The sequence below is a fragment of the Nitrococcus mobilis Nb-231 genome, from assembly GCF_000153205.1.
Classification (GTDB): domain Bacteria; phylum Pseudomonadota; class Gammaproteobacteria; order Nitrococcales; family Nitrococcaceae; genus Nitrococcus; species Nitrococcus mobilis.
In genome coordinates this window covers 384,246-410,493 of sequence record NZ_CH672427.1, presented here as the reverse complement: position 1 = coordinate 410,493, position 26,248 = coordinate 384,246, and the positions used below count along the sequence as shown (strand labels likewise).

Annotated in this window: 21 protein-coding genes; 3 read left to right on the top strand and 18 right to left on the bottom strand. The window is 60.4% G+C overall.

The annotated features are described in order from the left end of the window. Positions 1–119: 119 nt before the first annotated feature. The 8 genes from NB231_RS01845 to NB231_RS01810 form a co-directional block, all read right to left on the bottom strand. Entirely contained in the window at positions 120–1,637 is a 1,518-nt protein-coding gene (locus tag NB231_RS01845) for an ATP-binding protein (protein ID WP_004999266.1), read from the bottom strand. Positions 1,638–1,922: 285 nt separating this feature from the next. After that, positions 1,923–2,627: a TSCPD domain-containing protein gene (locus NB231_RS01840; RefSeq protein ID WP_004999265.1), complete on the bottom strand. Its 705-nt coding sequence runs from the start codon at positions 2,625–2,627 to the stop codon at positions 1,923–1,925. 80 nt (positions 2,628–2,707) lie between these two features. After that, positions 2,708–7,321, bottom strand: a complete 4,614-nt coding sequence (locus tag NB231_RS01835) for an LAGLIDADG family homing endonuclease (RefSeq protein ID WP_198007212.1) — start codon at positions 7,319–7,321, stop codon at positions 2,708–2,710. A 227-nt stretch (positions 7,322–7,548) separates the two neighbouring features. After that, positions 7,549–8,739 (bottom strand): patatin-like phospholipase family protein, encoded by a 1,191-nt coding sequence (locus tag NB231_RS01830; protein WP_040661573.1) that lies wholly within the window; start codon positions 8,737–8,739, stop codon positions 7,549–7,551. A 231-nt stretch (positions 8,740–8,970) separates the two neighbouring features. Beyond that, entirely contained in the window at positions 8,971–9,717 is a 747-nt protein-coding gene (locus NB231_RS01825; RefSeq protein ID WP_004999258.1) for a phosphoadenylyl-sulfate reductase, read from the bottom strand. 226 nt (positions 9,718–9,943) lie between these two features. After that, entirely contained in the window at positions 9,944–10,723 is a 780-nt protein-coding gene (locus NB231_RS01820) for an SDR family oxidoreductase (RefSeq protein ID WP_040661570.1), read from the bottom strand. Between the two features lie 18 nt (positions 10,724–10,741). Next, on the bottom strand, positions 10,742–11,227 hold the full coding sequence (locus NB231_RS01815; protein ID WP_004999256.1) for a hypothetical protein: 486 nt from the start codon (positions 11,225–11,227) through the stop codon (positions 10,742–10,744). A 134-nt stretch (positions 11,228–11,361) separates the two neighbouring features. Then, complete coding sequence (locus NB231_RS01810) at positions 11,362–11,856, bottom strand: tellurite resistance TerB family protein (protein ID WP_004999255.1); 495 nt, start codon at positions 11,854–11,856, stop codon at positions 11,362–11,364. A 476-nt stretch (positions 11,857–12,332) separates the two neighbouring features. Here NB231_RS01810 and NB231_RS01805 point away from each other — a divergent pair, with 476 nt between their 5' ends. Then, positions 12,333–13,742, top strand: a complete 1,410-nt coding sequence (locus tag NB231_RS01805; protein ID WP_004999254.1) for a phospholipase D-like domain-containing protein — start codon at positions 12,333–12,335, stop codon at positions 13,740–13,742. Between the two features lie 54 nt (positions 13,743–13,796). Here NB231_RS01805 and nadA read toward each other — a convergent pair whose 3' ends face one another. From nadA to NB231_RS01755, 10 genes are all read right to left on the bottom strand, one after another. Continuing rightward, positions 13,797–14,876 (bottom strand): quinolinate synthase NadA, encoded by a 1,080-nt coding sequence (gene nadA / locus NB231_RS01800; protein ID WP_004999253.1) that lies wholly within the window; start codon positions 14,874–14,876, stop codon positions 13,797–13,799. Then, the gene (locus NB231_RS20195) at positions 14,873–15,124 is read right to left on the bottom strand and encodes an NrtR DNA-binding winged helix domain-containing protein (protein WP_408634351.1); all 252 of its coding nucleotides are present in this window, start codon (positions 15,122–15,124) and stop codon (positions 14,873–14,875) included. Before NB231_RS20195 ends, nadA begins: the two co-directional genes overlap by 4 nt. A gap of 258 nt (positions 15,125–15,382) precedes the next feature. Continuing rightward, on the bottom strand, positions 15,383–16,189 hold the full coding sequence (locus tag NB231_RS01790) for a DUF4410 domain-containing protein (protein ID WP_084766195.1): 807 nt from the start codon (positions 16,187–16,189) through the stop codon (positions 15,383–15,385). Between the two features lie 237 nt (positions 16,190–16,426). Continuing rightward, on the bottom strand, positions 16,427–16,912 hold the full coding sequence (locus tag NB231_RS01785; RefSeq protein ID WP_004999249.1) for a YMGG-like glycine zipper-containing protein: 486 nt from the start codon (positions 16,910–16,912) through the stop codon (positions 16,427–16,429). Between the two features lie 461 nt (positions 16,913–17,373). Beyond that, a complete protein-coding gene (locus tag NB231_RS01780) occupies positions 17,374–19,731 on the bottom strand; it encodes an arylsulfatase (RefSeq protein ID WP_004999247.1) in 2,358 nt (785 codons plus the stop codon). A 271-nt stretch (positions 19,732–20,002) separates the two neighbouring features. Then, complete coding sequence (locus tag NB231_RS01775; protein ID WP_004999246.1) at positions 20,003–20,770, bottom strand: competence/damage-inducible protein A; 768 nt, start codon at positions 20,768–20,770, stop codon at positions 20,003–20,005. 39 nt (positions 20,771–20,809) lie between these two features. Further along, entirely contained in the window at positions 20,810–21,532 is a 723-nt protein-coding gene (locus tag NB231_RS01770) for an HAD family hydrolase (RefSeq protein ID WP_004999245.1), read from the bottom strand. After that, positions 21,529–22,266 (bottom strand): DNA polymerase III subunit epsilon, encoded by a 738-nt coding sequence (dnaQ, locus tag NB231_RS01765; protein ID WP_004999244.1) that lies wholly within the window; start codon positions 22,264–22,266, stop codon positions 21,529–21,531. Before dnaQ ends, NB231_RS01770 begins: the two co-directional genes overlap by 4 nt. A 21-nt stretch (positions 22,267–22,287) precedes the next feature. After that, a complete protein-coding gene (gene rnhA / locus NB231_RS01760; protein WP_004999243.1) occupies positions 22,288–22,731 on the bottom strand; it encodes a ribonuclease HI in 444 nt (147 codons plus the stop codon). Next, entirely contained in the window at positions 22,718–23,452 is a 735-nt protein-coding gene (locus NB231_RS01755; protein WP_004999242.1) for a class I SAM-dependent methyltransferase, read from the bottom strand. The genes rnhA and NB231_RS01755 overlap by 14 nt, the downstream gene beginning before the upstream one ends. Positions 23,453–23,705: 253 nt before the next feature. On the opposite strand from NB231_RS01755, the gene gloB reads away from it, so the two are divergent. After that, positions 23,706–24,479: a hydroxyacylglutathione hydrolase gene (gene gloB, locus NB231_RS01750; RefSeq protein ID WP_004999240.1), complete on the top strand. Its 774-nt coding sequence runs from the start codon at positions 23,706–23,708 to the stop codon at positions 24,477–24,479. A 99-nt stretch (positions 24,480–24,578) separates the two neighbouring features. Next, positions 24,579–26,198, top strand: a complete 1,620-nt coding sequence (locus tag NB231_RS01745) for a lytic transglycosylase (RefSeq protein WP_004999239.1) — start codon at positions 24,579–24,581, stop codon at positions 26,196–26,198. Positions 26,199–26,248 lie beyond the last annotated feature (50 nt).

The following is a 26,248-nucleotide window of genomic DNA, read 5'->3' as shown; positions in this document are numbered from 1 at the left end:
TCACCGAACGCCTGAGCTCAGGTGCGTTTGAGGCGACAGCCGCTTTTGCGGTAGCAAAAGTGGGTGGCGGGTCAAACGTCACCTGCAGCGATTAGTTAGATGCCGCCTCTCCCAACGCCTCAAACCTGGAGAAACTGCCGCATAGCCTCAATGGATTCTGTGAGTTCATCGGCGGTAAACAATGCATTGTGCTCGTTCTCTGGATGGTGAATTTGATGGCGAATGTACTCTGTAAGAATGACCTGCTGTGGCACCGTAGAACCATCTTTGCGAAGACGGATGTACTGTCGCTGTAGTTTACCCACTTTATAGTCAGCCAAGCGTCCTTCTGCCTCAATGAACCCGTAAAGCTCATTGTGATATTCGTAGGAAGCTTCTCCAAACGCCGAAAAATTCACCTCATTCAGACTCGGGTAAGGAAGCTCGTGCTCAAGCACCGGTGAGACTCGATCCGGCGTTTGATCAGAAACCAAAATGATGTTTTCAAACTTTAGACGCTTGACGATTTCGGGACTGTGCGTTGTAAGCAACACCTGGGTGTTCTGGGCCTCAGACAAGGCGATCAGCGCGTCGGTCAAAGCACGCTGATGTTCTGGGTGCTGAGAGGTTTCGGGTTCTTCGATGGCATATACGATGTCGGGCAAATTTGCCTCATTTTGTCTTCTCTCTGCTTCTGCCCGGAAGAAACTGATTAGAACGAGGCGCTTTACTCCGCTTCCTCTCTTATTGATGGGGATTTCATCATCACCGGTAATAGAGACATTCTTGAAGACATCCGGCCATTTCAGACTGGCAAAATCTGGAATTTGAGGATCGAGCGAATTGGCAATGGCCGGGTTCATTTCTCCAAGCTTCTGTAGGGTTCTCTGGGCTACCTGATCCAGACGGGCCTTGACTGTGTCCGTGACCTGCGTCAAGTCTGCTTGAATCTGTGGATCACCGAGAATTTCTCTGACGGCAATTCGCATTGGATCCTGAACTTCATCATCAGAATCGCTATTTTTTCGATCCGACTGGAACAGCGTGTACAGCGGCATATATGCCTTGAGCTGTTCCCAAATGCTCTTGGCGTCAATCTTAGCAACTTCAATTTCGCAGTCGCCTAACTGTAAATTTGCCTGACCAAGCCAGATAGCCTTACGTAGCTCAGCATTCTTTGTCTTATCCGAGCAATCGAAGCCACCAGCGTCCAATATCCTCTTAAGGTCAGCATTCTTCTTCAGAAGCAAGTCAGCACATTCTGCATTTGCGGGGTGATTAGCCCTGATAAATACCTTTTCTTTCCCGGCATTTGGGTATCTCTTGACGACATACAGGGTTCCCGCTGACGTAAGCAAGTATTCTTCCTGCAGTGTCGTCTGGTTCGTGGCGTCAATCACGATGTTTGCGGGCAGATCAGTAAACTCAACGCCAATCTCAATGCAGTCCTGGCCCTGAGCAAGACAATCTTTATTTATGTCGTCTTTGTCGATCTTGACGCAGCCCTTACCCTCATTAAAGAAGATATCCAATGCTTCAAGAATCGTTGACTTCCCAATGTCGTTACGGCCAACCAGAACGAGCAGATCATCAACATCTACCGTGACTGGGCTTGAATAGCCACGGAACCGGTTCACGGTTATGGCTTTTATTTTCATCGTGTCCTACCCCTATACCCCCACGCGGCATCTAACGGTGTTGGCGATGAGCGGTCCCCGTGCGTCGGGGCTCAATGCCCCAGCGTATGGGGAACTCGATCGCCAGTTCGGCGGTGCTTCGCGCCGGCACTGAATCGAACGAAAGGAGCGCGAGATTAGGCATCAAGCCCGTCCCTCCGCTTGTTGAGTGCCCCGGTCAGCCTTGGTGCCTAATCTCGCGCTTTCCGCGCTCATCGCCAACTCCGTTCGGTACATGTCAGGTACATACCTCTATCACTATCCGCTTTATGAACACTTACTCTCCCCACAGCTAAGACAAGTCAGACACCCTTCCATCTGGACCATGGCTTTGGTGTGGCAGCGGGGGCACAGGACGGCGCTCTCCGGATACGGGCTCTCGCCGTTGGCGCTGTCCTCGCAGTCGGCGGCCACTTGGCTCACCGGCGCCTGGCGGGAGTCGAACTCCGCGCGCTTGGCTTGGACGAAGGCCTGCTGGTGCGCATCCAGGGTGTTCTCGTCGAGCAGGCCGATGCTTTTGAGGTGCTGCTCGATGACATCGCCGATCTCGGCCACCAGCGAGGGCATGAACCGGCCGCCGCGCTTGAAGTAGCCGCCGCGCGGGTCGAACACCGAGCGCAGTTCTTCCACCAGGAAGGTGCAGTCGCCGCCCTTGCGGAATACCGCCGAGACGATCCGGGTCAGCGCCACGATCCACTGGAAGTGATCCATGTTCTTCGAGTTGATGAAGATCTCGAAGGGCCGACGCACCTCGTGCGGTGTTCCCGGATTCAGCACCACGTCGTTGATCGTGACGTAGAGGGCGTGCTCGGAGAGCGGAGTCTTGATCTTGTAGGTCCGCCCCACCAGCGCTTCCGGGCGCTGGATCTTCTCGTGCATCTGTTCGATGTCACCGCCCGACCCTTGGGTTCGCTCGGCGTCGGCCTTGGCGACATCGTAGTCGATGATCTTACTGTCGATTTTGATCGCCATCGTCGGGTTACTCGCTTCGCTGTCGATTGCAGAGTCGGCTTACATTCCCGAAACCGGGTGCAGTCAAGGAGCCACTGCGATTACCACTTGCCGTAGTAGCCTTCCTTCAGCGCATCGTAGAGATTGGCGGCGGTGTGGATCTCGCCGTCGTATTCGATCTCATCGCCGCCTTTGGCCTCGATCACCTGCCCGTCTTCGAGCTGGAAGCGATAGGTCGTGCTCGCTAGATCCTGCTCCTTGACCAACACACCCTGGAAGGCCTCCGGGTTGAAGCGGAACGTCGTGCAGCCCTTGAGCCCCTGCTGATAGGCGTAGCGATAGATGCCCTTGAAGTCCTCGTAGGGGTAATCCGTGGGCACATTGGCGGTCTTAGAGATGCTGGAATCGATCCACTTCTGCGCCGCGGCCTGAATGTCCACGTGCTGCTGCGGGGTGATGTCATCCGCGGTGATGAAGTAATCAGGCAGGTTGCGGGTTTGGGGGTCCATGCTCGGCAGGGCCTGCGGATCGACGAAGTGGCGGTACGCCAGCAGCTCGAAGGAGTAGACATCGATTTTCTCCTTCGACTTGCGCCCCGCTCGGATCACGTTACGGAAATAGTGGTGCGCAAAGCTCGGCTCGATGCCGTTGGAGGCGTTGTTGGCGAGCGAGAGCGAGATGGTCCCGGTCGGCGCGATGGAGCTGTGGTGGGTAAACCGCGCGCCCTGCTCCGCGAGCCGCTCGACGAGCTCCGGGTCCGCCTCGGCGATGCGCTGCATGTAGCGGCTGTAGCGTGCCCAGAGCACCCGGCCCTTGACCTTCTGACCCACCCGGTAGCCGTCCTTTCGCATCTCCGGGCGTTTGGCGAGCAGCGCCTCGGTCAGCGTGAACTCCTCGTCCATGATCGGCGCGGGCCCCTTTTCTTCGGCGAGTTCGAGACCGGCACGCCAGCCGGCCAGCGCCATCTCCTTGGCGGCGCGCTCGGTGAAAGCGAGCGAGTCCGGCGCACCGTATTGCATGCGCAGCATGGTGAGCGCCGAGCCGAGCCCGAGAAAGCCCATGCCGTGGCGGCGCTTGCGCAGGATTTCCTCACGCTGACGCTCGAGCGGCAGACCGTTGATCTCCACCACGTTGTCGAGCATGCGGGTGAAGATTGCGACCACCCGGCGGTACTCCTCCCAATCGAACCAGGCCCGCTCGGTAAACGGCTCACGGACGAACTTGGTGAGATTGACCGAGCCTAAAAGGCAGGCACCGAACTCCGGGAGAGGTTGCTCGCCGCATTGCCCTGTCACCAAGCCATTGAAAATAACTGTATTTTTGTCCGATTGCGTTGTGTCATAGACCGGCTCGCGGCCCGCGTAGGTGATGGAAGCAATACGGCTGGCAAAGCGCTGCGTTTTGCGCAGAACCCGTCCCTTGCTCCATTGGCGGTAACGCGCGTTCTTGTAGTCGAGCAGGAAGCCGATCTCCCGCATGAAGACCTCGCGGGACTCGCCATCGATGATCAGCTCATGGTCGGCGCGGCACTCGTACTCCCGGCTGCCGCCGCGACCGTCGGGCAGCCTCCGGGAGCCGGCTTTGCGGCGCGCCCGGAGGCGGCAGAACACACCGAAGTTCGCCAACAGCATCTGCACGTCCTTGAGCAGGCTCGGGTGGCTGGACGCCAGCCGGATCGAGCAACTCAGGCTCTTGCTGGAGATGTTGACGGTGCCGTCGGTCTGGAACAGCCCCTGCAGGTAGGCCTTGACGCATTCCTGCGAGCCGCGCCAAATGACCTCGGGCACGCGCAGCTTGCTGTGGCGGGTGAACCCATAGTGTGCGAGCACGCGGGCGAGCAGGATAGAGCGGATAAATACCTGCTGGCGCTGCGGCACCGCGACGGCGGCTACTCGATAGTGCCGCTCGGTGACAGCCACCTCGGCAATCAAGCTGTTCACATAGCCGGCCACGGCATCGGCCAACGAGCGCTCCTGCCCCCAAAAGTTGATCACCACGGCTTCTTTGCCACTGCCGCGGTTGGTGAAATGACCATCGCCGGTTATAAGTCCGAGCAGCTTGCCGAGCTCGAGTGAGCCCTCGACGCCGAACTGGCCCCTGCCGGACTGCACCAGCAGGCGATCCCCCGCCTTGAGATCGCGCAGCTTGATCTTGCCGCGCTCGGTGTAGAAATCGTGCCACTCGGTGGCCTTGATCTCGTAGCCATCCTCGGTGACCACGCGATAGACATCGGCCTGCCGTGCCGTCATGAAGGCCGGTTTCGCCGCCCGAGCCACCGTACCGCGCCCCGCACCGAGGGCGCGCTTGTCCACCGTGGCCTCGATCGGCACGCCGGCTGCCTGCAGCTCACCGATCGGCACCAGCCCATGCTGGGTATGGAGCCGGGTATCGGCCGTCACGCACGGGTTGGTCGCGCGGATCTCCTCGCAAAACCAATTGTTGTTCAGCTCGTTGACCCGGTCGATCAGGATGAAGCCCGGCTCGGCGTAGTCGTAGGTGGCCGTCATGATCATGTCCCAGATACGCTGGGCCTTGATCCGGCGAAAGATTCGGCAGGCGACCAAGCCGTCCTTGCGCGTCACATAAGTTTGCGGGCTCGGCCACTCACGCCAGACCACCTGCTCGGGGTCATCGAGGTCGATGCCGTCGACCGACGCCTCCTGCGCGCTCAACGGGAAGGCGAGCGGCCAGTCGGTGCCGCGCTCTACGGCCTTCATGAACTCATCGGTGATCAGCAGCGAGAGATTGAATTGCCGCAGCCGGCCGGCTTCGCGCTTGGCGCGGATAAAATCGAGCACATCCGGATGCCCAACATCGAAGGTAGCCATCTGCGCCCCGCGCCGCCCACCGGCAGAGGACACCGTGAAGCACATCTTGTCGTAGATGTCCATGAACGACAGCGGCCCCGAGGTGTAGGCCCCGGCCCCGCAGACATAGGCGCCCTTCGGCCGCAGGGTGGAGAATTCGTAACCGATACCGCAGTTGTGGATCACCATTAGACCGTTTTCGCCGGCCAGATAGTTGCTGTGCTTTTCGACCGTAAAATCGTAGAAGGTCTCGGCAATGTCCAGCCCGCGCCGGATGGCGTCGACGGGGCGCAGGGTGCGGGCAAAGGCGATCAGCGCACCCAGCTCGGGGAAGCACGCGCTCCAGCGCTCCAACCAGATCCGGCTGACCACGGCCCGACGATGATAACCATGATAGAAGCCGAGCGCCTGGCGCTCCGTGCGGTTCAGCACCGCGTCCTTGCGCTCCAGTGCCTCGGCGAGCTCGCCCGGCAGCACGTAGTGATCGTATTGCCCAGCCTGGCTGCAATGTTCGATGATCCGTTCGCGCGTGCCCCCGGCCGCCATGTAGCTGGCTACGCGTGCCAGAAAGGCCGTGTCGGTGATCTTGAGCAGTACGCCGTCCGGTGCCGGTTCAGCGCGGGCCGGTTGGAAGACACGCCCTCCATGATGGGCGCGCGGCATGATCACCCCGCGCACGCCGAACAAACCCAGCAGCCCTATGAGCCGCTCGGCCAGCGCTGGGCTGGACAAGACGAGAGCGACGCTGCCGCATTCACCGCTTACGGTGCCGCAAGCCTCGATTAGGCCGGCGAGAAACGGCAGGAAGTACTTTTGCGGCTGCGCGGCGACCCATTCAGGCAACTGGGCGCCACGTGCCTTCCCGACCGGCCCGTCATCGCCATCCGCCGCTTCCGTCGCTTCCGCCTCGAAGGCCGCGATCGGATAGTTCCAGGCCGGTGTGTCCGGCGGCGTGTCAACCACGGCCATCTGCGGCGACTGGGCCCAAAAGGCCCCTACGAGTTCCCAATCACGTTTGATCAGATCCCGACCGCCCGCGCGAAGCTTAAAGAACAGCCGCGTTGCAGTGATCTGTGCCCAGGGCAACCGAAACCGCACCAGGGGAGGCGGCAGCGACTGCGCCGAGCACGAGCGAACCCCACGCCCGCGCGCCAAGCGCACACCCGCGTGCCACGCTTGCAACGCGCTCGTTTGCTCAGCCGTCCAGGAGAAACCATAGTGGACCAAAGCGTCGCTCTGGCGGACCTCATCGGCGCGAACATAGCGCAGCCGGTTCTGTCGATAGATCAACACCGGGTGCCGGATGGAGGTCTTGAGCGCCGCCGCGTTGGAGACGATCTCGATATTCTCCTGACGCGGCACGTGGGTGGTCATATGGCGCTCGATGCGCCGCATCTCGAAGCGTTTGCGCTCGCGGTCATAGCAGAGCATCCGAGCGTGGCGCTCGCGCACAGCGCGCGCGGCGCTGACCACCCCGTGTTCGGTGACGACCCGGCTGGTAGCCGCAACACAACCGGCCTTCAGCGTCAGGCCGGCTTCATGGACCTTACCCAGGATATCGTCCATCGAGTCTTCGATGGTCGCCGAGACGGTGCAATTGATGGTGGAGGTGGCCGGTTTGTGCGCCCAAGCCCCGGCGTTTGAGATGATGCGCCCGGCCGGGATAGCCCCGTGGCGCAGCGCCCAGATGAATTTCTCGTACCACTGCGCGCGCTGTTCCGGGGTCTGCTCGATGTCGGCAAGCGCCCGGGCCACCCGCTGGAAGGTGGCACCCAAAGTCTCATCGAGGATCTGACCCGCTTTCGTCTTCAGCCGGTATTTGGTATCCCATATGTCCTGAGAAGCGGGCTGCAGAGGAATGTCTGCAACGGTTTCCGGCGCCACGCCAGCCTGCGCTGCTTTGGCCATAGACAACATGCTCCTTTGGTTCTGTCACAACCCATTCCGGGGCCGTTAACCGCGAAATAACCACCACGCACAATCGATTTCATATACAACATATATGCTATCAGGATTTGGTCAAGCCCAATATGTTGTACTTAATAGTTTATTCACATTGCCTGATAGAGGCTATCAATCGACTCGGAGGCGCCCCCCACAGACCGGGCGTCTGCGTCTTTCATCGGAATCGGTCGTTACCGAAAATCCTGCTGCGGAGAGTCAACCGCTCCATAGACGGCTACCGGAGCGTACCCTAGGAAAGGCAGGATTTTGTTTTTCTGGCGGAGGGCATCGGCGTAGCCGAGATTGATCAGTTCCCGGCAATAACCCCGCTCGAAAAGCAGATAACTCATCACGGTGGAGCCCGAGGATTTGGTGGCACCACTGCCGCGCAGGAAAAACCGCATTGATAATGGTAGCTCATAAGCGTGGCGAGCGGCGATAGCGGTCAGCGAATCGCTGGGCGAGATGGTGAGCACCTCCACCGGGTGCAATCCCACATTTTCCCGTCGGCGGATCTCTTCAGGAATCAGGGAGACGGTACGATTAATCCGCTCTACGCGCTCGAGATCCCCCTCCAGCGTATCCAAAAAGGCGCTGTCCAGCAGATGGCCAGCGATCTGGGCAAGCGAGGGCGGACGCAACAACGCTTCCTTGTACTTCGGCGATTGCCGGCTGTCCTCGCCCACTCCGATGACTAAGATACGATTGGCGCCCAAATGAAGCGCCGGGCTGATCGGCGCTAAATGCCGTATCGAGCCGTCACCGAAATACTCCCGGTTGATCGCCACTGCGGGAAAAATGGCCGGAATGCCTGCTGAGGCCAAAAGGTGTTCAAGGCGTATCTGTGCCGGCCTACCCACTCGCCGCGCCCGGCGCCAACCATGCAGCTCCGGACTACCTTGAAAGAAGCTCACCGATTCGCCGCTGCCATAGCTCGATGCCGTAATGGCCAGTGCTCGCAGCCCCCCTACTTCGATGGCCCGGTTGATACGCTCGAACCGAAGCCGACGGGCGAGCAGTGCGCGCAAAGGCTCGTTATCGAGCAATGACACCGGACGGCGGGCGCCGATCCCGGCGAAGAACAGCGCAATCAGCCAACGTACCGCGTTGAGAGTTAACCTGCTGAAGCGGGTGACGTAAATGTGGTGTGCATGGAAGTTACTCCAAATGATCTCCAACCCACGGATGCCGGCGCGAAAATGGGCGGTGTGCGTCGCCACGACGGCGGCATTGATGGCCCCGGCCGAGGTGCCGCAAATCACTGGGAAGGGATTGCGCGCCCGTGGGGGCAACATATCCGCTACCGCCTTTAGGACACCCACTTGATAAGCGGCCCGCGCTCCACCTCCGGGCAACACGAGGCCAACGGTTGGCTTTGTCACACTACTGGTCCCGCGCCCAGACAACGCCTCTCCTCGGTGCAACCATCTTGCTGGCGATTCCTAGCAGCATGAGTACCAGCAGAGACGCCGGTTTGGCAAGCCTGTGGCAGCAAAACACAGAACGCTGGCCGGGGGCGAGCGGCGATCGATCGTGGAGCCCCGCTGCGTATGGGCGCTGCCAGCGCGGAATCCAGGCAGCACAGGCGGGCGCGATTTATCGAGCGGGTAAATTCAGGCGTATTTGTGGAGGCCGCACTCGCGCTTCAGACCAAAAAACCGCGTCTCCTCCTCCTCCATACCCTCAGCCAATGGCAACGTGGTATGGATATCGCCGATGGAGACATAGCCCTCGTGCCAAAGCGGGTGATAGGGCAAATCATGGCTTATGAGGTAATCATAGACATGGCGATCGGTCCAGTCGACGATGGGGTGCACCTTCACTCGCCCATTCTGAAGCCCCACGACTGGCAGGAATTGCCGAGTCCGTGCCTGTTGGCGACGCACGCCGGCAAGCCAGGCGTGGGCGTCGAGTTCGCGCAGCGCCTGCTGCATTGGCTCGATCTTGGTGATCCGGTTATAGCGCTCGATTCCTTCTACACCTTGTTCCCAGAGCTTGCCGTAGCGCGCTTCTTGCCAGGCCGGCGTCAGCTCGGAGCGATAAATCTTCAGGTTGAGTGACAACTGTTCTGTCAGTTCATCGACGAACCGGTAGGTTTCCGGAAACAGATAGCCGGTATCGATTAGGATCACTGGGATATCGGGCCGCTGCCGGCTGACCATGTGCAGCATCACCGCGGACTGGGCTCCGAAGCTCGAGGAGAGCACCACGCGGCGACCAAACGCTTGCAAAGCCCAGGCGATTCGGCTCTCGGCATCCGCCTGTTCCAGCTCTGAGTTGATGCGATCGAGATCCAGCTGTTCCGGATCGAGAACCATTTGCTCTTCCCTCAGAACTCGCACCGCCCTATTCATCACCATCCCCTTCGGTAGGCATGCCCCCCTGGGCATCACCGGGAAAATCGGTAAGTTAGTAAGGAAATTACGGATGCGAGCCCATATTGGGAAGGAATGAATACCTCTAACTTTAATCTATTATGTTATAAAAATGTCTCGGCGCCGCGCTCGTGGCGCTATCTGGCCGCCATGAATCACTCAAGGGTATCGCTTCACGCCCTTCTGTACGTAACCGCACGCAACGTGCGCATCATGGCTTCCCGCCCGATGGGGCACGAACCGGTTTAACCGGCAATGCGCCCCAGGTTTGGGTGATCGGCATGACCTCGATGCTGTTAATATTCACCTGCGAGGGCATTTTTACCACCCAGTTGATGATCTCTGCGATATCTTCCGGCACGAGTGGGTCGTTACCTCGATAAAGCTCCTCGGCTTTCGCCCGATCACCCTTAAAATGTACGAACGAGAATTCGGTCTCACACAGCCCAGGCTCGATATTGGTCACCCGAATCCGGGTACCGATGAGATCGGCGCGCAGATTGCGCGAGAATTGCTGCACGAAGGCTTTGCTCGCCCCATAGACATGGGCACCAGGATGAGGCCAACTCCCGGCGATCGAACCCAGGTTGACCACGTGGCCACGGTTGCGCTTCACCATTCCAGGCAGAATGGCACGGGTGACATACAACAGACCCTTGATGTTGGTGTCGACCATCGTATCCCAGTCATCCGGGTCGGCTTGCCACGCCGGTTCGAGTCCTAACGCCAGCCCGGCATTGTTGACCAGCAAGCTCACGTCGAGAAACGGTGCCGGCCGCTCGCCGAGCTTTGCTACCACGGCCGCGCGATCTCGCACGTCCAGCTCTATTATATGAACCTTCGCCGGCCCGCCGAGCTCTTCTTGAAGCCTTTGTAACCGCCCGAAGCGCCGCGCGACGAGCACCAAACGCCAACCCTCGTTGGCAAACCGGCGAGCGAGCGCTTCACCGAAACCGCTCGAGGCGCCCGTGATCAGGGCCGTTGCATTCACCACGCCCTCCCCCGAGCGTCAACACTCGATCTCGTCTTCAAGGACCGCAATGAAACGCGCTCCGTCGCATTCAGGCTGCAAGACTACGATATCCCCCTTGCGAAACACGCCGGGGCCGAGACCGCTGTTGCTATGGCTAAGCGCCTCCACGGTCGGACTGCGCCGGGCCTGCGTCGGCAGCTGCAAAAAAAACCCCACGATTTTGTCATCGCGCTGCGCCGCAACCCATTGCACCTCGTTATGAACCCGGTCGATCTCGCGCTGCAAGTCGGGATTCTCCGGACGATGACGAACTCCGCTGGCAAGCGCCCGGAGCAGCTGCTCGCCGAGCGAGCGCCTCGCAGCCACGTCGTCGGCACGACCCGGCAGTTGGATACCACCCTGGGCAACGAAGGCCCTGGCGAATACCAACGGATCATCGGTGCCGTTGCAGCGCAGCGCCTCGCGTGCTGCGGCAACGGCATCGCGGATGGCCGCGAGCTGTCGAGCACGATAACCGACCATCGGCTAGCTTAACTCCCAAAACATTGGCTGCAGCAACCGAGCTCCGGCTAATCTGGCGCAGCGGCCACTCTGCCCGCCCAGCCACCACGGCCTAACCGTAGTAGGCACGTCTATGCGCTTGCGATCGCTGTAGATCATTCGTAGCGATCGAAGTCACGGTAATAGCCGCGACTGTAACGACGCTGGACACGCAGCTTGGCCGCGATGAAATCCTTGTGTTCCACGTGCAGAAGACCCGCGATTTTGCGTACCAAATGCTCTTCGTAGCGGTCCATTTCGGTGTCGGCAAGGCATACGCGCCACAGCAGCTCCACCACTTGGCATTTCTCAGCGTAATCGTATTGCTCGTCTATGAGATTGGTGAACTCGAAATTATCCGTCGTCTCATGCGCCTCGCGATCGGCGAGTTCGATTAGCGCAATGGTATCCTCGTCCGTGAGATTGAACACTTCGCGGATACCCTCGTGGATAGCCTGGAACTCGACGCTATGACGTTCATTGTCGGCCTGTGCCACTTCGAGGAGCAGCGCCGCGGTCGCGAGTTGCAGTCTACGCTGGGGCGAAACTTGGCTGGTAGCACTGGTGGGACTGATATGGTCTGCATAGAAGTGCTTGATGGCCTCCAGCATGATGGCTCCCGTTAATTCTCCGAGTTTTTAGCGTGGTTCTATATTGACTGGAGTGGCTCCCATACTAAATCCGTAGAGGACGTGGTGCGCCTGAGGCAACGAACGCGTCGTCTCGACGCCAGCTACTCCATGCCGTACCCTACGTGCCAAGCGAATCGGTGACGTTACAATCTTGCGCGTAAAAGCAAGTCTCGTACCCACCGCGGCTTCGTCGAGTCGCAAGCGCACGATGCCGTAGTGCTTGCCCCGCTCTTAGCCCCAGAGTGATAGCGATACCTGCGCCGCCCAACGAAATCACCGGAATCACCACCCTCTTAGGCGTCGATCGCGGCGGTTTCGACCGTCTGTTCGCTTTATAGAATACTATTGATCGCATCGGAAATTGATTCAAGAGCCTCGAGCGCGGCCCGCTCGGCGCCTCCAGCGGATTACAGGCCCTGCTGCATGAGGCAGCAGGCTGAAAACTGAGGAAGCGCATGGAAATCGTGTATTGGATCGGTGCCTTCGTAAATGGTCTTTTCGCAACCGGCACCGCCTTACACGCTTTGCTCAATAAGCACGAACCAACGGCGGCATTTGGCTGGATCGCCGTATGTTTACTGTTTCCCATACTCGGACCGTTGCTCTATTTTCTCCTCGGCATTAACCGCATCCACATGCGTGCCCGGGCGTTACGCGCCGAACCAAAGCCGCGGCACAATGGCGCCGCGAAACTCGAGCGTAGCAACCGGGTGCCACCTGAATTCTCACAGCAGGCACGGATCTCGCTGGCCGTCACCGGACTACCGCTGATGCCGGATAACCGCGTCGAGACGTTGCACAACGGCGAGAGCGCCTACCCGGCGATGCTGGATGCAATCGAGCACGCGCAACGCACGGTTTTCCTATCAACCTATATCTTCGAGAGCAACCGTACCGGGCGGAAGTTCGCGGACACTTTGGCGCGGGCCGTCGCTCGTGGTGTGGATGTCCGCGTGCTGCTCGACGGCGCCGGCGAGTGGTACTCATTGCCACGCATCCGCTCCATATTGCACCGCTGCGGCGTTCGAGTCGCCGTCTTCCTGCCACCGCGGCTGCTGCCACCGCGGCTGCTACTTAACCTGCGCAATCATCGCAAAATCCTCGCCGTCGATGGCGATACCGCCTTCATCGGTGGAATGAACATCGGTGATCGGCACCTGATTCACCGCTACGACGGCCGTCGCGGGATCACGGACATGCACTTTCGCATCGAAGGCCCAGTGGCCCGCCAAATCGAATCCGTCTTTCTCAGCGATTGGCTGTTCACCACGGGTGATTCTCGGCTGCCCGAACACCCGCCACCTGCTGCAGCGGGCAACGCCTTTTGCCGAACAATCATCGACGGTCCTCATGAGAGCCTCAACCGGCTGGCTATGGTACTGGTGGGGGCCATCGCCGCGGCCCGTCACCGTATTGCGATCATGACGCCCTATTTCCTGCCTCCGCGTGAGCTGATTTCGGCTTTACAGGCCGCCGCCATTCGAGGCATCCGAGTGGACATCGTCTTGCCGGAGCAAAACAACCTACCCTTCATGCACTGGGCGACCCGGAATATGCTCTGGCAACTGATCGATTGGGGTGTACACGTCTACTATCGCCCCCCGCCCTTCAGCCATACCAAATTGTTCGTGGTCGACAGTCATTACGCGCAGATCGGCTCGGCCAACCTGGACCCACGCAGCCTGTATCTGAATTTCGAGCTGGTGGCGGAAGTCTACGACCCGGGCGTCGGCGGAGGGCTTGCCTACCATGTCGACCAGGTTCGCCTGGGCAGCCGCGAGGTCACGCTGCGGGAACTCGATGAACGGCCCTTTCCAGCCCGCGTACGAGATGCGTTCTGCTGGCTGTTCACGCCGCATCTATGAGACGGGCGAGATCAAGGGCCAAGCAAACGGGCGCTGTAGGCCCTCCTTGGCCGTTCAAGCATCACCGGCCCCGTGGATCGGCGTGCGGCGCTGCCGCCCGAACTCCAGCATCCGCCCCAACGAAATCCTTGCCTGCGCGGCGATTGCCGGATCAACAAAAATCTCATTGTCCACACGCTCCAGGGCACCCGCCAAATTGCGCAACCCGTTCATCGCCATCCACGGGCAGTGCGCGCAGCTCTGGCAAGTTGCGCTTTTGCCTGCAGTCGGCGCCTCCAACAAGGTCTTCTCCGGGGCCGCCTCGCGCATCTTATGGAAAATGCCGTTGTCCGTGGCGACGATGAATACCGGCGCCGACATCTCTACGACCGCTTTGAGCAGCTGGGTGGTCGAGCCGACCCGATCGGCCTGCGCGATCACAGCGGCCGGCGATTCCGGATGCACCAGCACCTTGGCTTGCGGGTATTGCGCCCGCAACTGCTGCAGCTCCCGCGCCTTGAACTCCTCGTGGACGATGCAGGCACCCTCCCAGAGCAACATATCGGCACCGGTCTGGCGGCGAATGTAGTCACCGAGGTGGCGGTCCGGCGCCCAAAGAATTTTCTTTCCCAACCCATGCAAATGGCGGACGACGTCGACGGCAATGCTCGAAGTCACCACCCAATCGGCCCGTGCCTTGACAGCAGCGCTGGTATTGGCATAAACCACCACCGTGTGCTCGGGGTGTTGATCACAGAAAGCGGCGAACTCCTCGGGCGGACAGCCGACATCGAGCGAGCAGGTAGCCTCCAACTCGGGCATGATCACCCGCTTCTCGGGGGTCAAAATCTTGGCCGTTTCCCCCATGAAACGAACCCCCGCCACCACCAGGGTCTCGGCCGGGTGCTCGGCTCCGAAGCGGGCCATATCGAGGGAATCAGAGATATGCCCACCGGTCGCATCGGCGAGGATTTGAATATCGGGCGCGGTGTAATAATGGGCGACGAGCACCGCGTTGCGCTCCCGTAACAGCGTGCGGATACGCTCCGTTAACGCTTCACGCTCAGCCGGCGCAAGATCTTCGTCCGCCTCGAAGGCGCGCTCGCGCAGATAACGAACCGTCTGCTCCCGGGGCATCGCCTGCGGGTGTGTCATATTGCTTTGACCTCCGTGGCGACCCGGCTCGAAACACTGGATCGCGGGCCTTGTTTAATAAATCGTAGCCGATTGAACTGCCTGCCCCGATACAGCCGGGGTGGCCGGTGCCCGCCGGGTCGGGACATCTCATCGGTTGCCTCGATGCAACCTAATGCTTGCAACCGCTTGCGGAAGTTGCACTTGCCCAGCGATTCGTAAGGATTAAGGGGCGCACCGCCTGGGACCAGCTGAAATTGTCCCGCCATGGCATCCATTACGACATAATCACAGAAAACTCGGCCCTCACTGCCGATCGGCGCACCCACACCACGCTAAATCGGTAAATGGTATTGGCATGATCGAAAGTCAACCCCAGTGAATTACGAGCCGCCGACCAGCACTTGCCAAACCATCACCCAGTACAGCGGCCCGCCGCACCCAGCCGAAGCGCCGATCCCTCGGTCCATAATAGCGTCAATGCCCTACACGGGAATCCGTGCAGGGCATTATCGTATCCATCCGCCTCAGTCGATCCAACCTTGCTCCTGAAAACGCTGCTTGAGCGCTTTGGCGATTTCTTCGACAGCATCCTCGACTCGACCTTCGATTTCGCTGCTGCCGGTTACCTCGCCACTCACTTTCACTGCGCTGGAGACGATCAACCCCACCGGATTCGCGGTAGCTACAAAGGCGGCCGCCCCCACAGCCCCGCCCGGAGTAGCACCACCGCCGCCGCTTTGCACGGCCCCGCCGCCGATCTTACGCATACCTTGAGCCGTCTTTTGAAACCCTTCTAGGGCTGCTTTCATCGCGGACGCGCCAGAACCAAAACCAATCGTAACGCGCTTGATCCTACTACCCTCGTCGACGGCGACAATGTAACCACGCAATATAATGTCGTTGACTTCGGGCATCGCCCCTCGATCGGCGTGTACCCCAGGCATTCCCATCTCGCGGATCGCCTCGGCCAACTGCGTCGCAAGCTCGGCACCTACCTTCCGGCCGAGCTCGATCTGCTCAGGTGTTTGGGCTGTGGCCGCCACCGAGTATTGGCTGACAATGTTGGAATAGGCGGGCACATCGGCTGGCGTGGCGGCAAAATCGTAAACAAATATGTGATTGGGTCGCGGAAGCTGCGGAAGCTGCTCCGTCGCGGGATGCTCGCGGTCGGTGATCTTGGTGGAAGTGCAACCGAAAACCAAGCCTATGCTCAGCAAGCACAGAACGGTTAATGAAAAGTACTTGCGGAGCGTTACCGATTCACTCGATAGTCTAGCCGAAGCGGGGGGCGAAAAATGACGCGGCCCGCTTCGGCCGGTTAGATGATTCATGGTGGATTCTCCTTTTTTTTGCAGTGCGCCAGATGGCTTCTAAAATGTTTGAATTTATAGCCCGGCCGTTTACGTATGTTTTGCTCAGAACGCCCCCACTCAAGGCACTAGACGATGCGGGCAGCGCGATGTCGCCATCCCGCCGCATCCTTGCCCGCTATCAGCGCATTGTAAGACTGAGGCCATGCCGCCGGCGATTCGAATCACAGCGCCGCGCTCGATTAACCGCGTACGGCACTATTTAATGACATAATCGCGCCCTTCCATACATGCAGCGAACGCCTTTCGATAACGCGCGAGCGCTTGTAAAGTCTGCCCCTGTTGCGCTTCGGCGGTTTCCTCAGCCCTTCGTTGGGCACGGTGTTGGCGCGCTCCGCCCGCCAATCCGCCGCTCGCTGCACCGATCGCCGCGCCCTTGCCGGCATCACCGGCGATCGCTCCTATTATAGCGCCGGCACCTGCACCTCGGGCCGCCCCTCGGATCCCTTCATGCCGCGCAGCTCCAGAATTCGGTGCTGCCTGCGCTTGCGCCTCGGCAAGGGCGACGGGATCTACTCCCGTATTCTGCTGTGCCCAGCCCTTGCATTCTGCCGTGTCCTTATTTTTCTGCTCTGCGCTCTGCCCTTTCGACGGATAAATGATGGGTGACTGCGCCACCGCAGAATGCGCCACCCACAATGCCGCTCCGACGACAATAGCGTGCATTAAAATACGCAATTTCATCTTTACTATATCTCCAAAGATTTCTCATGGTGAGCTAATAAAAATTTTTGTCCGCCGAGCGTTCTTCCCATAGAGCGACATTGAGATACGCTTTCCAGTCGCGCTCCCGTTTTTCATCCCCGGCCTTCCCGAAAGCACATTGGCGCACAACAAAACGCCGCACCTGCGTTCAGCTCGGAGGAATCGGCACCCTTCAAGCGGACTCGGCTCCCATCGGGTCAAAACGTGTAAGTGATACTGAGACGCGGCCCGAACTCCTTGACATCGTAAAGATAGTAATTTGCAGCGGCGGGGTTGTCGTTCTCGAGATCAATAATCAGCCGCGCCACCCTGATCAGGGCATCCGTTGCTCTACCTCGGAAATTTTATGACCGTTCGGTTGAACGGCGGCACGCGAGCGCCAGCCGCTTCAACCGGCTGTTGTTGGCTGGCGCTTCGCAGTGCAGCCGCCGCGAACACTCTCACTGCACGCTCACCGTCACTTTCGGGATTTGACCGGTGAAGCGCGACTTGCCTTCCGAGCCGATCGTCTCGACCACCGGCGTTGCCAGATCGATACCGACATCGGCGGTCTCATCGGCCGAGAAGATCCTTGGCTGCGTACGCGCGATGCGCCCTTCACCCACCTTGCGGCCGTTGACGTAAAGCGTACCCATGCCCCCCTTGCCTACGCCGCCGCCATCGTAGGCGAATTCAAAGCGAATCGTGGACTTGCCGGGCCCGAGCGCTTCGTCGGCCGCAACCGTGAAGCGCTGCAATCCGAGGAAATTGTAGTCGTAGGCGGGCTTGCCGTCTTTGACGTAGAGCGCCCAACCGCCGAAGCGGCCACCCTGCGCGATGATGATCCCATTGGCCGTTGTGCCTTCAGGCACGACCACCTCCGCCGTAACGGAGTTGGACTTGTTCTTGATGCTGAGAAACACGTTCTCGGCCATACCGGTCATGCCGTCGGCCAGCGTCAACGAGGTGCGGCCGGCCAGCAGCTCGGGGCGGCCTACCTGCTCTGCAGTCAAGCGCTCGAGCGTGCGATCGTCGATCGGCAGCACATGATTCATCTTGGCCTCGTACATGAACAGCGCCTGCAACTCGGCCAACTTTTCCGGATATTTCGCCGACAGATCGTTGACCAGGCTGAAATCGCTGCGGGTGTCGTACAACTCCCAAACGTCATCGGAGAGCGCTCGGCGCGGCTTGGCTTCCCAGGGCGCCTTGTGGATGGTCCTGGCCAACCAGCCGTCGTGGTACATGGCCCGGTTACCGAACATCTCGAAGTACTGGGTGGTGTGTCGGTCCTTCGCTTTGGCATCATCGAAGCTGTAGACCATGCTGATGCCGTCCATCGGTCGCTGTGGCACGCCGTTGACTACTCGAGGCTCGGGCAGATCAGCGACTTCGAGGACAGTTGGGGCGACGTCGATCACATGGTGGAACTGTGTGCGCAGCTCGCCCTTGGCCTTGATGCCCTTCGGCCACTGGATGGCCAGGTCGACTTTGGTGCCGCCGTAGTCCGACCCCATCTGCTTGGTCCACTGGTACGGAGTGTCGAAGGCGACCGCCCAGCCCGCAGCCATGTGCGGATAGGTCTCGGGACCGCCCCACTGGTCGAGGTGCTTGAGCATGTCCGACACTTTCTCCTGCACGCCGTTGAAGTAGGTCATCTCGCTGAACATGCCGTTGCGCCCGCCCTCGGCGCTGGTGCCGTTGTCGCCGTAGACGAGGATCACCAGTGTGTTGTCGATCTGGCCGGTCGCCTCGACCGCCTTGATGACCCGCCCGATTTCGTGATCGGTCATCTCGACATAGGCCGCGAACACCTCGGCTTGACGGGTGAACAGGCGCTTTTCATCGGCCGAGAGCGTGTTCCAATCGGGGATGGCCTCGGGCTTAGGCGCCAGCTTGGTGCCCTCGGGCGCGATGCCGCGTTCGATCTGGCGCGCCAAGATCTCCTCACGCAGCTTGTCCCAGCCCTGATCGAACTTGCCCCTCCAGTGCGCGATCCACTCCTTCGGCACATGGTGCGGTGCATGTGTGGCGCCCGGCGCATAGTAGACGAAGAACGGCTTGTCCGGCGTCAGCGCTTTCTGATACTTGACCCAGGCGACCGCCTGGTCGGTCATATCAGTCAGGAAATGGTAGCTTGGATCCTCCGGCAGCTCGACCGGATGGGTGCCGTCATAAATGAACGGCGCCCACTGATTGGTCTCGCCGCCGAGGAAACCATAGAATTTGTCGAAGCCCCGGTGGGTCGGCCATCGGTCGAATGGACCGGAAACGCTCGCTTCCCAGGCGGCAAGCTCATGCCATTTGCCGAACGCGGCGGTGCTGTAGCCGTTCAGGCGCAGCATCTCGGCGAGGGGAGCGACGTCTTCGGGTATCTGCCCGGTGTTGCCGGGGAACGCCGTGCCGGTCTCGATGATCGAGCCCATGTTGGCGACGTGGTGGTTACGCCCGCTTTTCAGCGCGGCACGTGTCGGTGAACACACAGCCGTGGTGTGGAAGTTATTGTAGTGCAGCCCCTCGTTAGCGATGCGGTCGAAGGTGGGCGTGCCGACCGGACCGCCGAACGTGCTGGTGCCGGCAAACCCGAGGTCATCGACCAATACGAGCAATACGTTCGGCGCACCCTCTGGTGCCTTGACCTCGAAGCGTGGCGGTGGCTTCGTGTCGCGCACGTCCAACTCGGTGTACAAGGGCCGTTTGGGCTCAGGGATCGGCAGGACGGTGCGGTTGAGCCCAACGCTCATTTCCTGTGCGAACGCTGACACGCCCCACAGACTCGCCAGCAAGCTGAGCACCACGATTCGGTTGATCGTGCCCATGAAGTAGATTCTCCTTATTTTGCTTACTGGACGCTCTCGAGCTTAGCTTCTTGATGCGCCCCGACTGATGGGACTTTCGTCCCATATCGCCTTGTGGCACAACGGGACCGTATTCGCAGGCGCCCAAGACAGGCGGTTCAGCAATGCTTTGCCGTGAGAGACGGTTGTCAACGCCGGCTGGGCGGCGTTGACGCAGCCACGGCCGTGCAACTAGCCCGCCATGAACCAGAGAACGAACGCCGCGAAGTCGCCACTCGCGCCGGTTGCAGCCTCACGGCTGCGGCGGCTCGGCGGGCTTCCAGACGAGGTCGAGCGCCTCGACACCGGCCTTGAGCTCTTGCATGGCCGCGCTAACGGCGGCCGAAGGGCCGCGCAGGCCGAGTTCGAGCTGGTAGCGACCCGGGTGCGTAGCCGGCAAACACGACAGGCGCAACTCGGGGTGGCACACCACGAATTCCTCCATGAGCGGGATCACATCGCTCTCGCGAGCGTTGAGCACGGTGATCGCCTGCTCGGTCCGCGCGCCTGGTGCGTGCAAAGGCGCGTAGACGGTGTCCAGCACCCATTCGATCATCGGCCAAGCCATGTTCGGGAAGCCGGGCACAAAGTAGTGCTCGTGTATGGAAAAGCCCGGCACCCGGTTCACCGGGTTAGGGATGATTTGGGAGCCCTCCGGAAACTCGATCAGTCGCAAGCGCTGACTCGGCGCGACCGGCCGTCCGAAGCGCGCCTCCAGCTCGCGCACGCCGTCCGAGTGCCGCTCAAGCCCGACTCCAAGCGCGGCCGCCGCGCTCATGCGCGTGCGATCATCCGGGGTTGCGCCGATACCGCCACAGCTGAAAACAATGTCCCCGCTGGCAAAGCTCTCGCGCAACGCGCGACTCGCCAAATCGGCGTCATCACCTATGAAGCGACACCAGGAGAGCTCAAGGCCGCGAACCGCCAACAGCTCGATGAGCTTGGTTAAATGCTTGTCCTGGCGTTTACCGGAGAGCAGCTCATCGCCGATCACGATCAAACCGAAGCGGCGTTCACTCATGGCCCACCTCCGCGGGCGCCGCCGCAGCGAGCCCGCAACCTAGACCGCCAGCACTGCACACAGTTCCTGCAAACCTCGGCACTCGAGATGGGGAACGCGCTCCAGCTGGCTCGGCCAGCCTGTGGCAGCGCGGTTGAGCCACACCGCCTGCAGCCCGTTGCGCGCCGCGCCGATGACATCGCTCTCGGGGTCGTCGCCGATATGGACCACCTGCCGCGCCGGCACACCGGCCCGCTCGCCGACGACATCGAATATGAGATGGGACGGCTTGGAAGCTCCCACCTCGACGGCCGAGACGACAAAATCGAAATAATGTTCCAGACGCAAACGCCGAACATCGGCATTGCCGTTGGTTACGGCCCCAATAAGAAAACGGCCGTGCAAAGCCTCCAGCGCGGGGATGGTGTCGTCGTACAATACGACTTCGTGGCGGGCTTCCCAAAACTCCGTGTAAGTATCCGCCACCAGCGCATCGAGTTCACGATCGCGGTAGCCGAGCGTCGCACCCGCCGTTCGAAACACCGCCTTGCGCAGCGCGGTCACGTTGTGCCGCAAAAACGTGCTTTCTGCGGCCAAATGCCGGTGCAGATCGCGTAGCCCCTGCACTCCGAACCGTGCCCCAACCTCCGGATACCGGGCGGCGAGGAAGCGCTGAGCCCGCTCCTCCGCTTGCTCGATCACCCCGGTGAGATCCCAAAGCGTGAAATCGAGATCGAAGGTGATCGCCTTTACCGCCGCGTTGAACCGTGTACGCTCGATCATGCCTCCTCGCCCGCCTCGTGCTCGAGCTGCCGCCACACGCAACAGCCGCCCACCGCTTGATCCAACTCGTCCAGCCAGTGTCGATGCTCGGCCTGCTCCGCCGAGCTGGCCCGCACCACCGGCAAGCGGGGCCGCGCGGGATCGAGCCGGCGCACCCCTCCCACAAGCGCCAGGTCAGCGGATAGCCCGGCGCCCGACTCCAGCGACAGCGCGGTCTGCCCGCCGGTCATGAGCAAGTAGACCTCAGCCAGCAGCTGAGCGTCGAGCAGCGCTCCGTGCAAACTCCGCTGCGCATTGTCAACGGCATACCGGGTGCACAGTGCATCCAGGCTATTACGCTGGCCCGGGTGACGTTCGCGCGCGAGCGCCAGCGTGTCCGTGACCTGACAGTAATCGGCCAGCCGCCCCCAACTACCGGTCAGGCGGCTGAACTCATAGTCGAGGAAGCCGACATCGAAGGGAGCATTATGAATGATCAGCTCGGCATCCCGGATGAACTCGATAAAATCCGTAGCGATGTCGCAAAAACGCGGCTTGTCGGCGAGGAATTCGTTGGTGATCCCATGCACCTCGATCGCACCCGGTTCCACTTCCCGGTCCGGGTTGAGGTAATGATGGAAAGTGCGCCCGCTCGCCCGCCGGTAACACAACTCGTAGCAACCGATTTCGATAACCCGGTGACCATCGGCCGGCTCCAGCCCCGTCGTCTCCGTATCCAGCACGATCTGACGCATCGATCGATTCACTCCCGCAAGTCAGCGCCTTGCCAGCATTTCGTCAATACCTTGGTTGGCCAAACGGTCGGCCTGTTCGTTCCCCGGGTGGCCGTTGTGCCCCCGAACCCACCGCCAGTCGACCTCATGGCGCGCGGCCAACATATCCAGGCGCTGCCATAAATCGGCGTTCTTCACGGGCTTGCGCTCCGCGGTACGCCAGCCGCGGCGCTTCCAGTTGGGCAGCCACTCGGTGATTCCGCGACGCAGATACTGCGAGTCGGTGGTCAACACCACCCGACACGGTCGCTTCAAGCTCTCCAGCGCTTGGATCGCAGCGGTCAACTCCATGCGGTTGTTGGTGGTCTGCGTCGCGCCACCACACAAGCTCTTCTCGTGCCCGCCATAACGCAATACGGCCCCCCAGCCGCCGGGGCCGGGATTGCCGCGGCAAGCGCCGTCGGTGTAGATCTCAACCGGCGCCATTAACCCGGCTCCTGGCGCTCGGTTGTTCCAAAGCACCCGGCACTACTGTCAGGCGTGGTTGCCTTAGCGGCTGAGCCGGAATCATACCGGCCACGCGTTTATGGCCGACCGTCAGATGAATGCCACCGAGCCAATGCAAATAGCGTGGCCCGAACTCTTCGAGCTGGCGCAGGCGCCCGAGCATGGTGCGGTTATTCAGTGGAGGGCGGAAATACAGCCGCTCCCGACACTCGATTTTCAGTCCCAGCAACCTCATCCAATCCTCGATGCGCGCTTGCGAGCGATAACGCCCTGTCCAGGGTGGACCACAGCAGCGGCGTCTGGTGAACAGGTAACGCAACCCCCATAGACTAAACGGATTGAACCCAAGAACCAGTAAATGGCCTTCCGGGCTCAGCACCCGCTCGGCTTCACGCAGGATCTGATGCGGCTTATCGCTGAATTCCAGCTGGTGGATGAGCACGACCACGTCCATGGTTTCATTCTGGAACGGCAGCTCGACCGGCGATGCGGCGATATCCACCGGTCCGCCCAGCCAGTTTTCCAATACCCACTGACGCGCACCGCAGAACAATGCCGGGCGTTGTCCACCGCCGAAACCACCCACCTGCAGCACGCGACGGGCATGGAGACAAGCCAATCGCTGACTGAGCAACCGACATTCGGCCTCGACCACGGAGTAACCCAAGGGGGTACAAAACCACTCGTGAATGCCATTCATAACGCACAAGAGCTCAATCGGACTTGCAAACAATGCGGAAGTGTTCAGAATACCGCGCTCGGCGAGTGCCGTCAGCCCGTCGGCAACCGCAACTTCACCTGCCGAGGTCGGTCCCTTACACTGACTGGTTATGGAGCAACCCGTTTCGCACCCGGAGGGCCGACCCTGAAACCTGTGCGAATCTTTTCCGTCAAGCCCGCACGAGCAGGGCTCGGGTTTATTCCACGACGGAAACTCGTTACCATCGATGGCTATGATAGATCCAGCATTCCCCCTTAGAGCCTTCCGCGATAACTACATCTGGGCGCTGCACGATGCGCAAAAACGGCGCGTTTGCGTGGTCGATCCGGGCGATCCGGATCCTGTCCTGCGCTTCCTCAAACAGGAAAAGCTCGAACTCACCGGCATCCTGGCAACCCACCACCATGCGGATCATGTCGGAGGGATAGCACGGCTTGTGAAAGAACATCCGGTACCCGTCTATGGCCCCGCCAAGGAGCAAATCCCGGAACTGACTCACCCGCTCGGCGAGGGTGACAAGGTGCGCTTAGAGGCACAGGATCTCGAGCTCGAAGTCTTGGAAGTGCCGGGCCATACCGCTGGACACATTGCCTATGTGGGGCATCAGATGCTGTTTTGCGGCGACACGCTGTTCGCGGGAGGGTGTGGTCGGATCTTCGAAGGCACTGCGGAGCAGATGTACGCCTCCTTGTGCAAGCTCGCCGAACTCGATAACCCAACACGCGTCTATTGTGCGCACGAGTACACCCAGAACAATCTGCGTTTCGCCATTACGGTCGAACCTGATAATACGGCGGTTTGGGAACGTTATACCCATATTCGAACCATGCGGGCCAACGACGAGATCACCCTGCCCTCCACCATTGGTATCGAACTCGAAACCAACCCCTTCCTACGCCCCGATATCGCAACTGTGAAACGGTCGGCAGAGCAGCACTCGGGCCGCAAGCTAACCTCTGATGTAGAGGTATTCGCCGCCGTGCGGGCCTGGAAAGATGATTTCTAAGCGTCCATAAAAAAACCGCCTCCAATCCCGATTCGGCCCGGCCACGAATATATATGGCCAAAAACTACAAAAATCCAGGATCAACAAGGAGACTCGGGGGTGGGGGCAAACGCTTTGGTCGCAGGCGTAAGGCTGATCGGTGCGGGGTCAGCCGTCGTATTGCTGCTCGTCGGCTGCGCCCCGCTGGGAGTTGAGCAGACCCGCTCAGGCCCACCGCCATCCGCTCAGGATACCGGGACTCAATTCCTCCCAAAGGACAGCGCGCCGCAAAACGACGCGCCTAGCGATCTGCCCACAACGGCGCCGCCGGCACGCTCAGCCGATCTGTGGACCCGCATACGAAAAGGCTTTGTACTGCCCGAGGCTAGTGAACAGCCATTGGTGCGCCAAGAAATCGAGTATTTCTCCGGTCGTCAAGACTTCGTGGACCGCATCGCCGAGCGTGCCCGACCTTACCTATCCTACATCGTACAGGCGTTGGAACAACGCGGCATGCCGACGGAGATCGCGCTGCTACCAATCGTCGAAAGCGCTTTCCGCCCATTCGCCTATTCGGCGGGGCAGGCCGCGGGTATTTGGCAGTTCATTCCAACCACAGGGCAATACTACGGTCTCCAACAGAACTGGTGGTATGACGGTCGGCGCGATGTGATCGCCGCCACCCAAGCTGCTCTCGATTACCTGCAGCGGCTCAATGAACTTTTCGCCGGCGATTGGCTGTTGGCCATCGCCGCTTATAATGCGGGCGAAGGCACTGTCCTGCGGGCGGTCGAACGCAACGCCGCCCAGGACCAACGCACGGACTTCTGGCATCTTGATCTGCCCTCCGAAACCGAAACGTACGTCCCGCGGCTGCTCGCCGTACGAAGCCTTATCGCCACACCGCTCGCCTATGGCCTGAAGCTACCGACGATACCGGATAAGCTTCCGATTGCCGTGGTGGAAATCCGCTCGCAGATCGATTTGGCGTTGGCCGCGCAGCTCGCCGGCCTTAGTGTTGCCGAGCTCTACCAGCTCAATCCTGGCTACAACCGTTGGGCGACGGCACCGGATGGCCCGCATCGGCTGGTGTTGCCGGTGGACCGGGTGAAGCAATTTAAGCAAGGACTCGACGCAATCCCGCCGGAGGAACGCATGCATTGGCGGCGCCATCGGATAGCGCGAGGCGATACGCTCAGCGCGCTTGCGCAGCGCTATCATACAACGCCCGCCGTCCTGAAAACCATCAACGGGCTGCGCAGCAGCCGCATCCGCACCGGTAGCCATCTGGTCATACCGCTGACCCGGCGATCCGCTACCGTCGCCGCTGCTGCACTCAACCCGAACGGCCAACGCGCTTCGAATCACCCAGTGATCTATACTGTCCAGCGTGGTGATAGCCTGTGGGGAATCGCCCAAGCGCACCAGACCACGGTGAACCACCTCTGCCGTTTGAACCAAATCGCTCCGGACACCGCACTCCACCCAGGACAGCCCCTGCTTCTGCAAAAGACACGACCGATCTCGGTCGCCTTTACCCACACGCAGCCTTCAGAAGCGATCCAGCTGATCCGGTATACGGTCCAACGCGGTGATTCGCTTTATCAAATCGCCCAACGCTTCAAGGTGACCGTCGGCGAGTTGCGGCGCTGGAACGACCTACCCCAGGGGCAATTTCTGCAGCCCGGTCAGAAACTGCAACTGCAAGTGGACGTCACCCATCTCAGCGACCGCCGCTGATTATTCGCGAACGCCCTCAAAAACCGCGCTGCTGTGGTTTCGCTGACCCT

Excerpts from the sequence above, each read along its gene's own strand:
- NB231_RS01845 (WP_004999266.1), bottom strand. The coding sequence starts at position 1,637 with ATGAAAATAAAAGCCATAACCGTGAACCGGTTCCGTGGCTATTCAAGC.
- NB231_RS01840 (WP_004999265.1), bottom strand. The coding sequence starts at position 2,627 with ATGGCGATCAAAATCGACAGTAAGATCATCGACTACGATGTCGCCAAG.
- NB231_RS01835 (WP_198007212.1), bottom strand. The coding sequence starts at position 7,321 with ATGGCCAAAGCAGCGCAGGCTGGCGTGGCGCCGGAAACCGTTGCAGAC.
- NB231_RS01825 (WP_004999258.1), bottom strand. The coding sequence starts at position 9,717 with ATGGTGATGAATAGGGCGGTGCGAGTTCTGAGGGAAGAGCAAATGGTT.
- NB231_RS01815 (WP_004999256.1), bottom strand. The coding sequence starts at position 11,227 with ATGGTCGGTTATCGTGCTCGACAGCTCGCGGCCATCCGCGATGCCGTT.
- NB231_RS01810 (WP_004999255.1), bottom strand. The coding sequence starts at position 11,856 with ATGCTGGAGGCCATCAAGCACTTCTATGCAGACCATATCAGTCCCACC.
- NB231_RS01805 (WP_004999254.1), top strand. The coding sequence starts at position 12,333 with ATGGAAATCGTGTATTGGATCGGTGCCTTCGTAAATGGTCTTTTCGCA.
- nadA (WP_004999253.1), bottom strand. The coding sequence starts at position 14,876 with ATGACACACCCGCAGGCGATGCCCCGGGAGCAGACGGTTCGTTATCTG.
- NB231_RS20195 (WP_408634351.1), bottom strand. The coding sequence starts at position 15,124 with ATGGCGGGACAATTTCAGCTGGTCCCAGGCGGTGCGCCCCTTAATCCT.
- NB231_RS01790 (WP_084766195.1), bottom strand. The coding sequence starts at position 16,189 with ATGAATCATCTAACCGGCCGAAGCGGGCCGCGTCATTTTTCGCCCCCC.
- NB231_RS01785 (WP_004999249.1), bottom strand. The coding sequence starts at position 16,912 with ATGAAATTGCGTATTTTAATGCACGCTATTGTCGTCGGAGCGGCATTG.
- NB231_RS01780 (WP_004999247.1), bottom strand. The coding sequence starts at position 19,731 with ATGGGCACGATCAACCGAATCGTGGTGCTCAGCTTGCTGGCGAGTCTG.
- NB231_RS01775 (WP_004999246.1), bottom strand. The coding sequence starts at position 20,770 with ATGAGTGAACGCCGCTTCGGTTTGATCGTGATCGGCGATGAGCTGCTC.
- NB231_RS01770 (WP_004999245.1), bottom strand. The coding sequence starts at position 21,532 with ATGATCGAGCGTACACGGTTCAACGCGGCGGTAAAGGCGATCACCTTC.
- dnaQ (WP_004999244.1), bottom strand. The coding sequence starts at position 22,266 with ATGCGTCAGATCGTGCTGGATACGGAGACGACGGGGCTGGAGCCGGCC.
- rnhA (WP_004999243.1), bottom strand. The coding sequence starts at position 22,731 with ATGGCGCCGGTTGAGATCTACACCGACGGCGCTTGCCGCGGCAATCCC.
- NB231_RS01755 (WP_004999242.1), bottom strand. The coding sequence starts at position 23,452 with ATGAATGGCATTCACGAGTGGTTTTGTACCCCCTTGGGTTACTCCGTG.
- gloB (WP_004999240.1), top strand. The coding sequence starts at position 23,706 with ATGATAGATCCAGCATTCCCCCTTAGAGCCTTCCGCGATAACTACATC.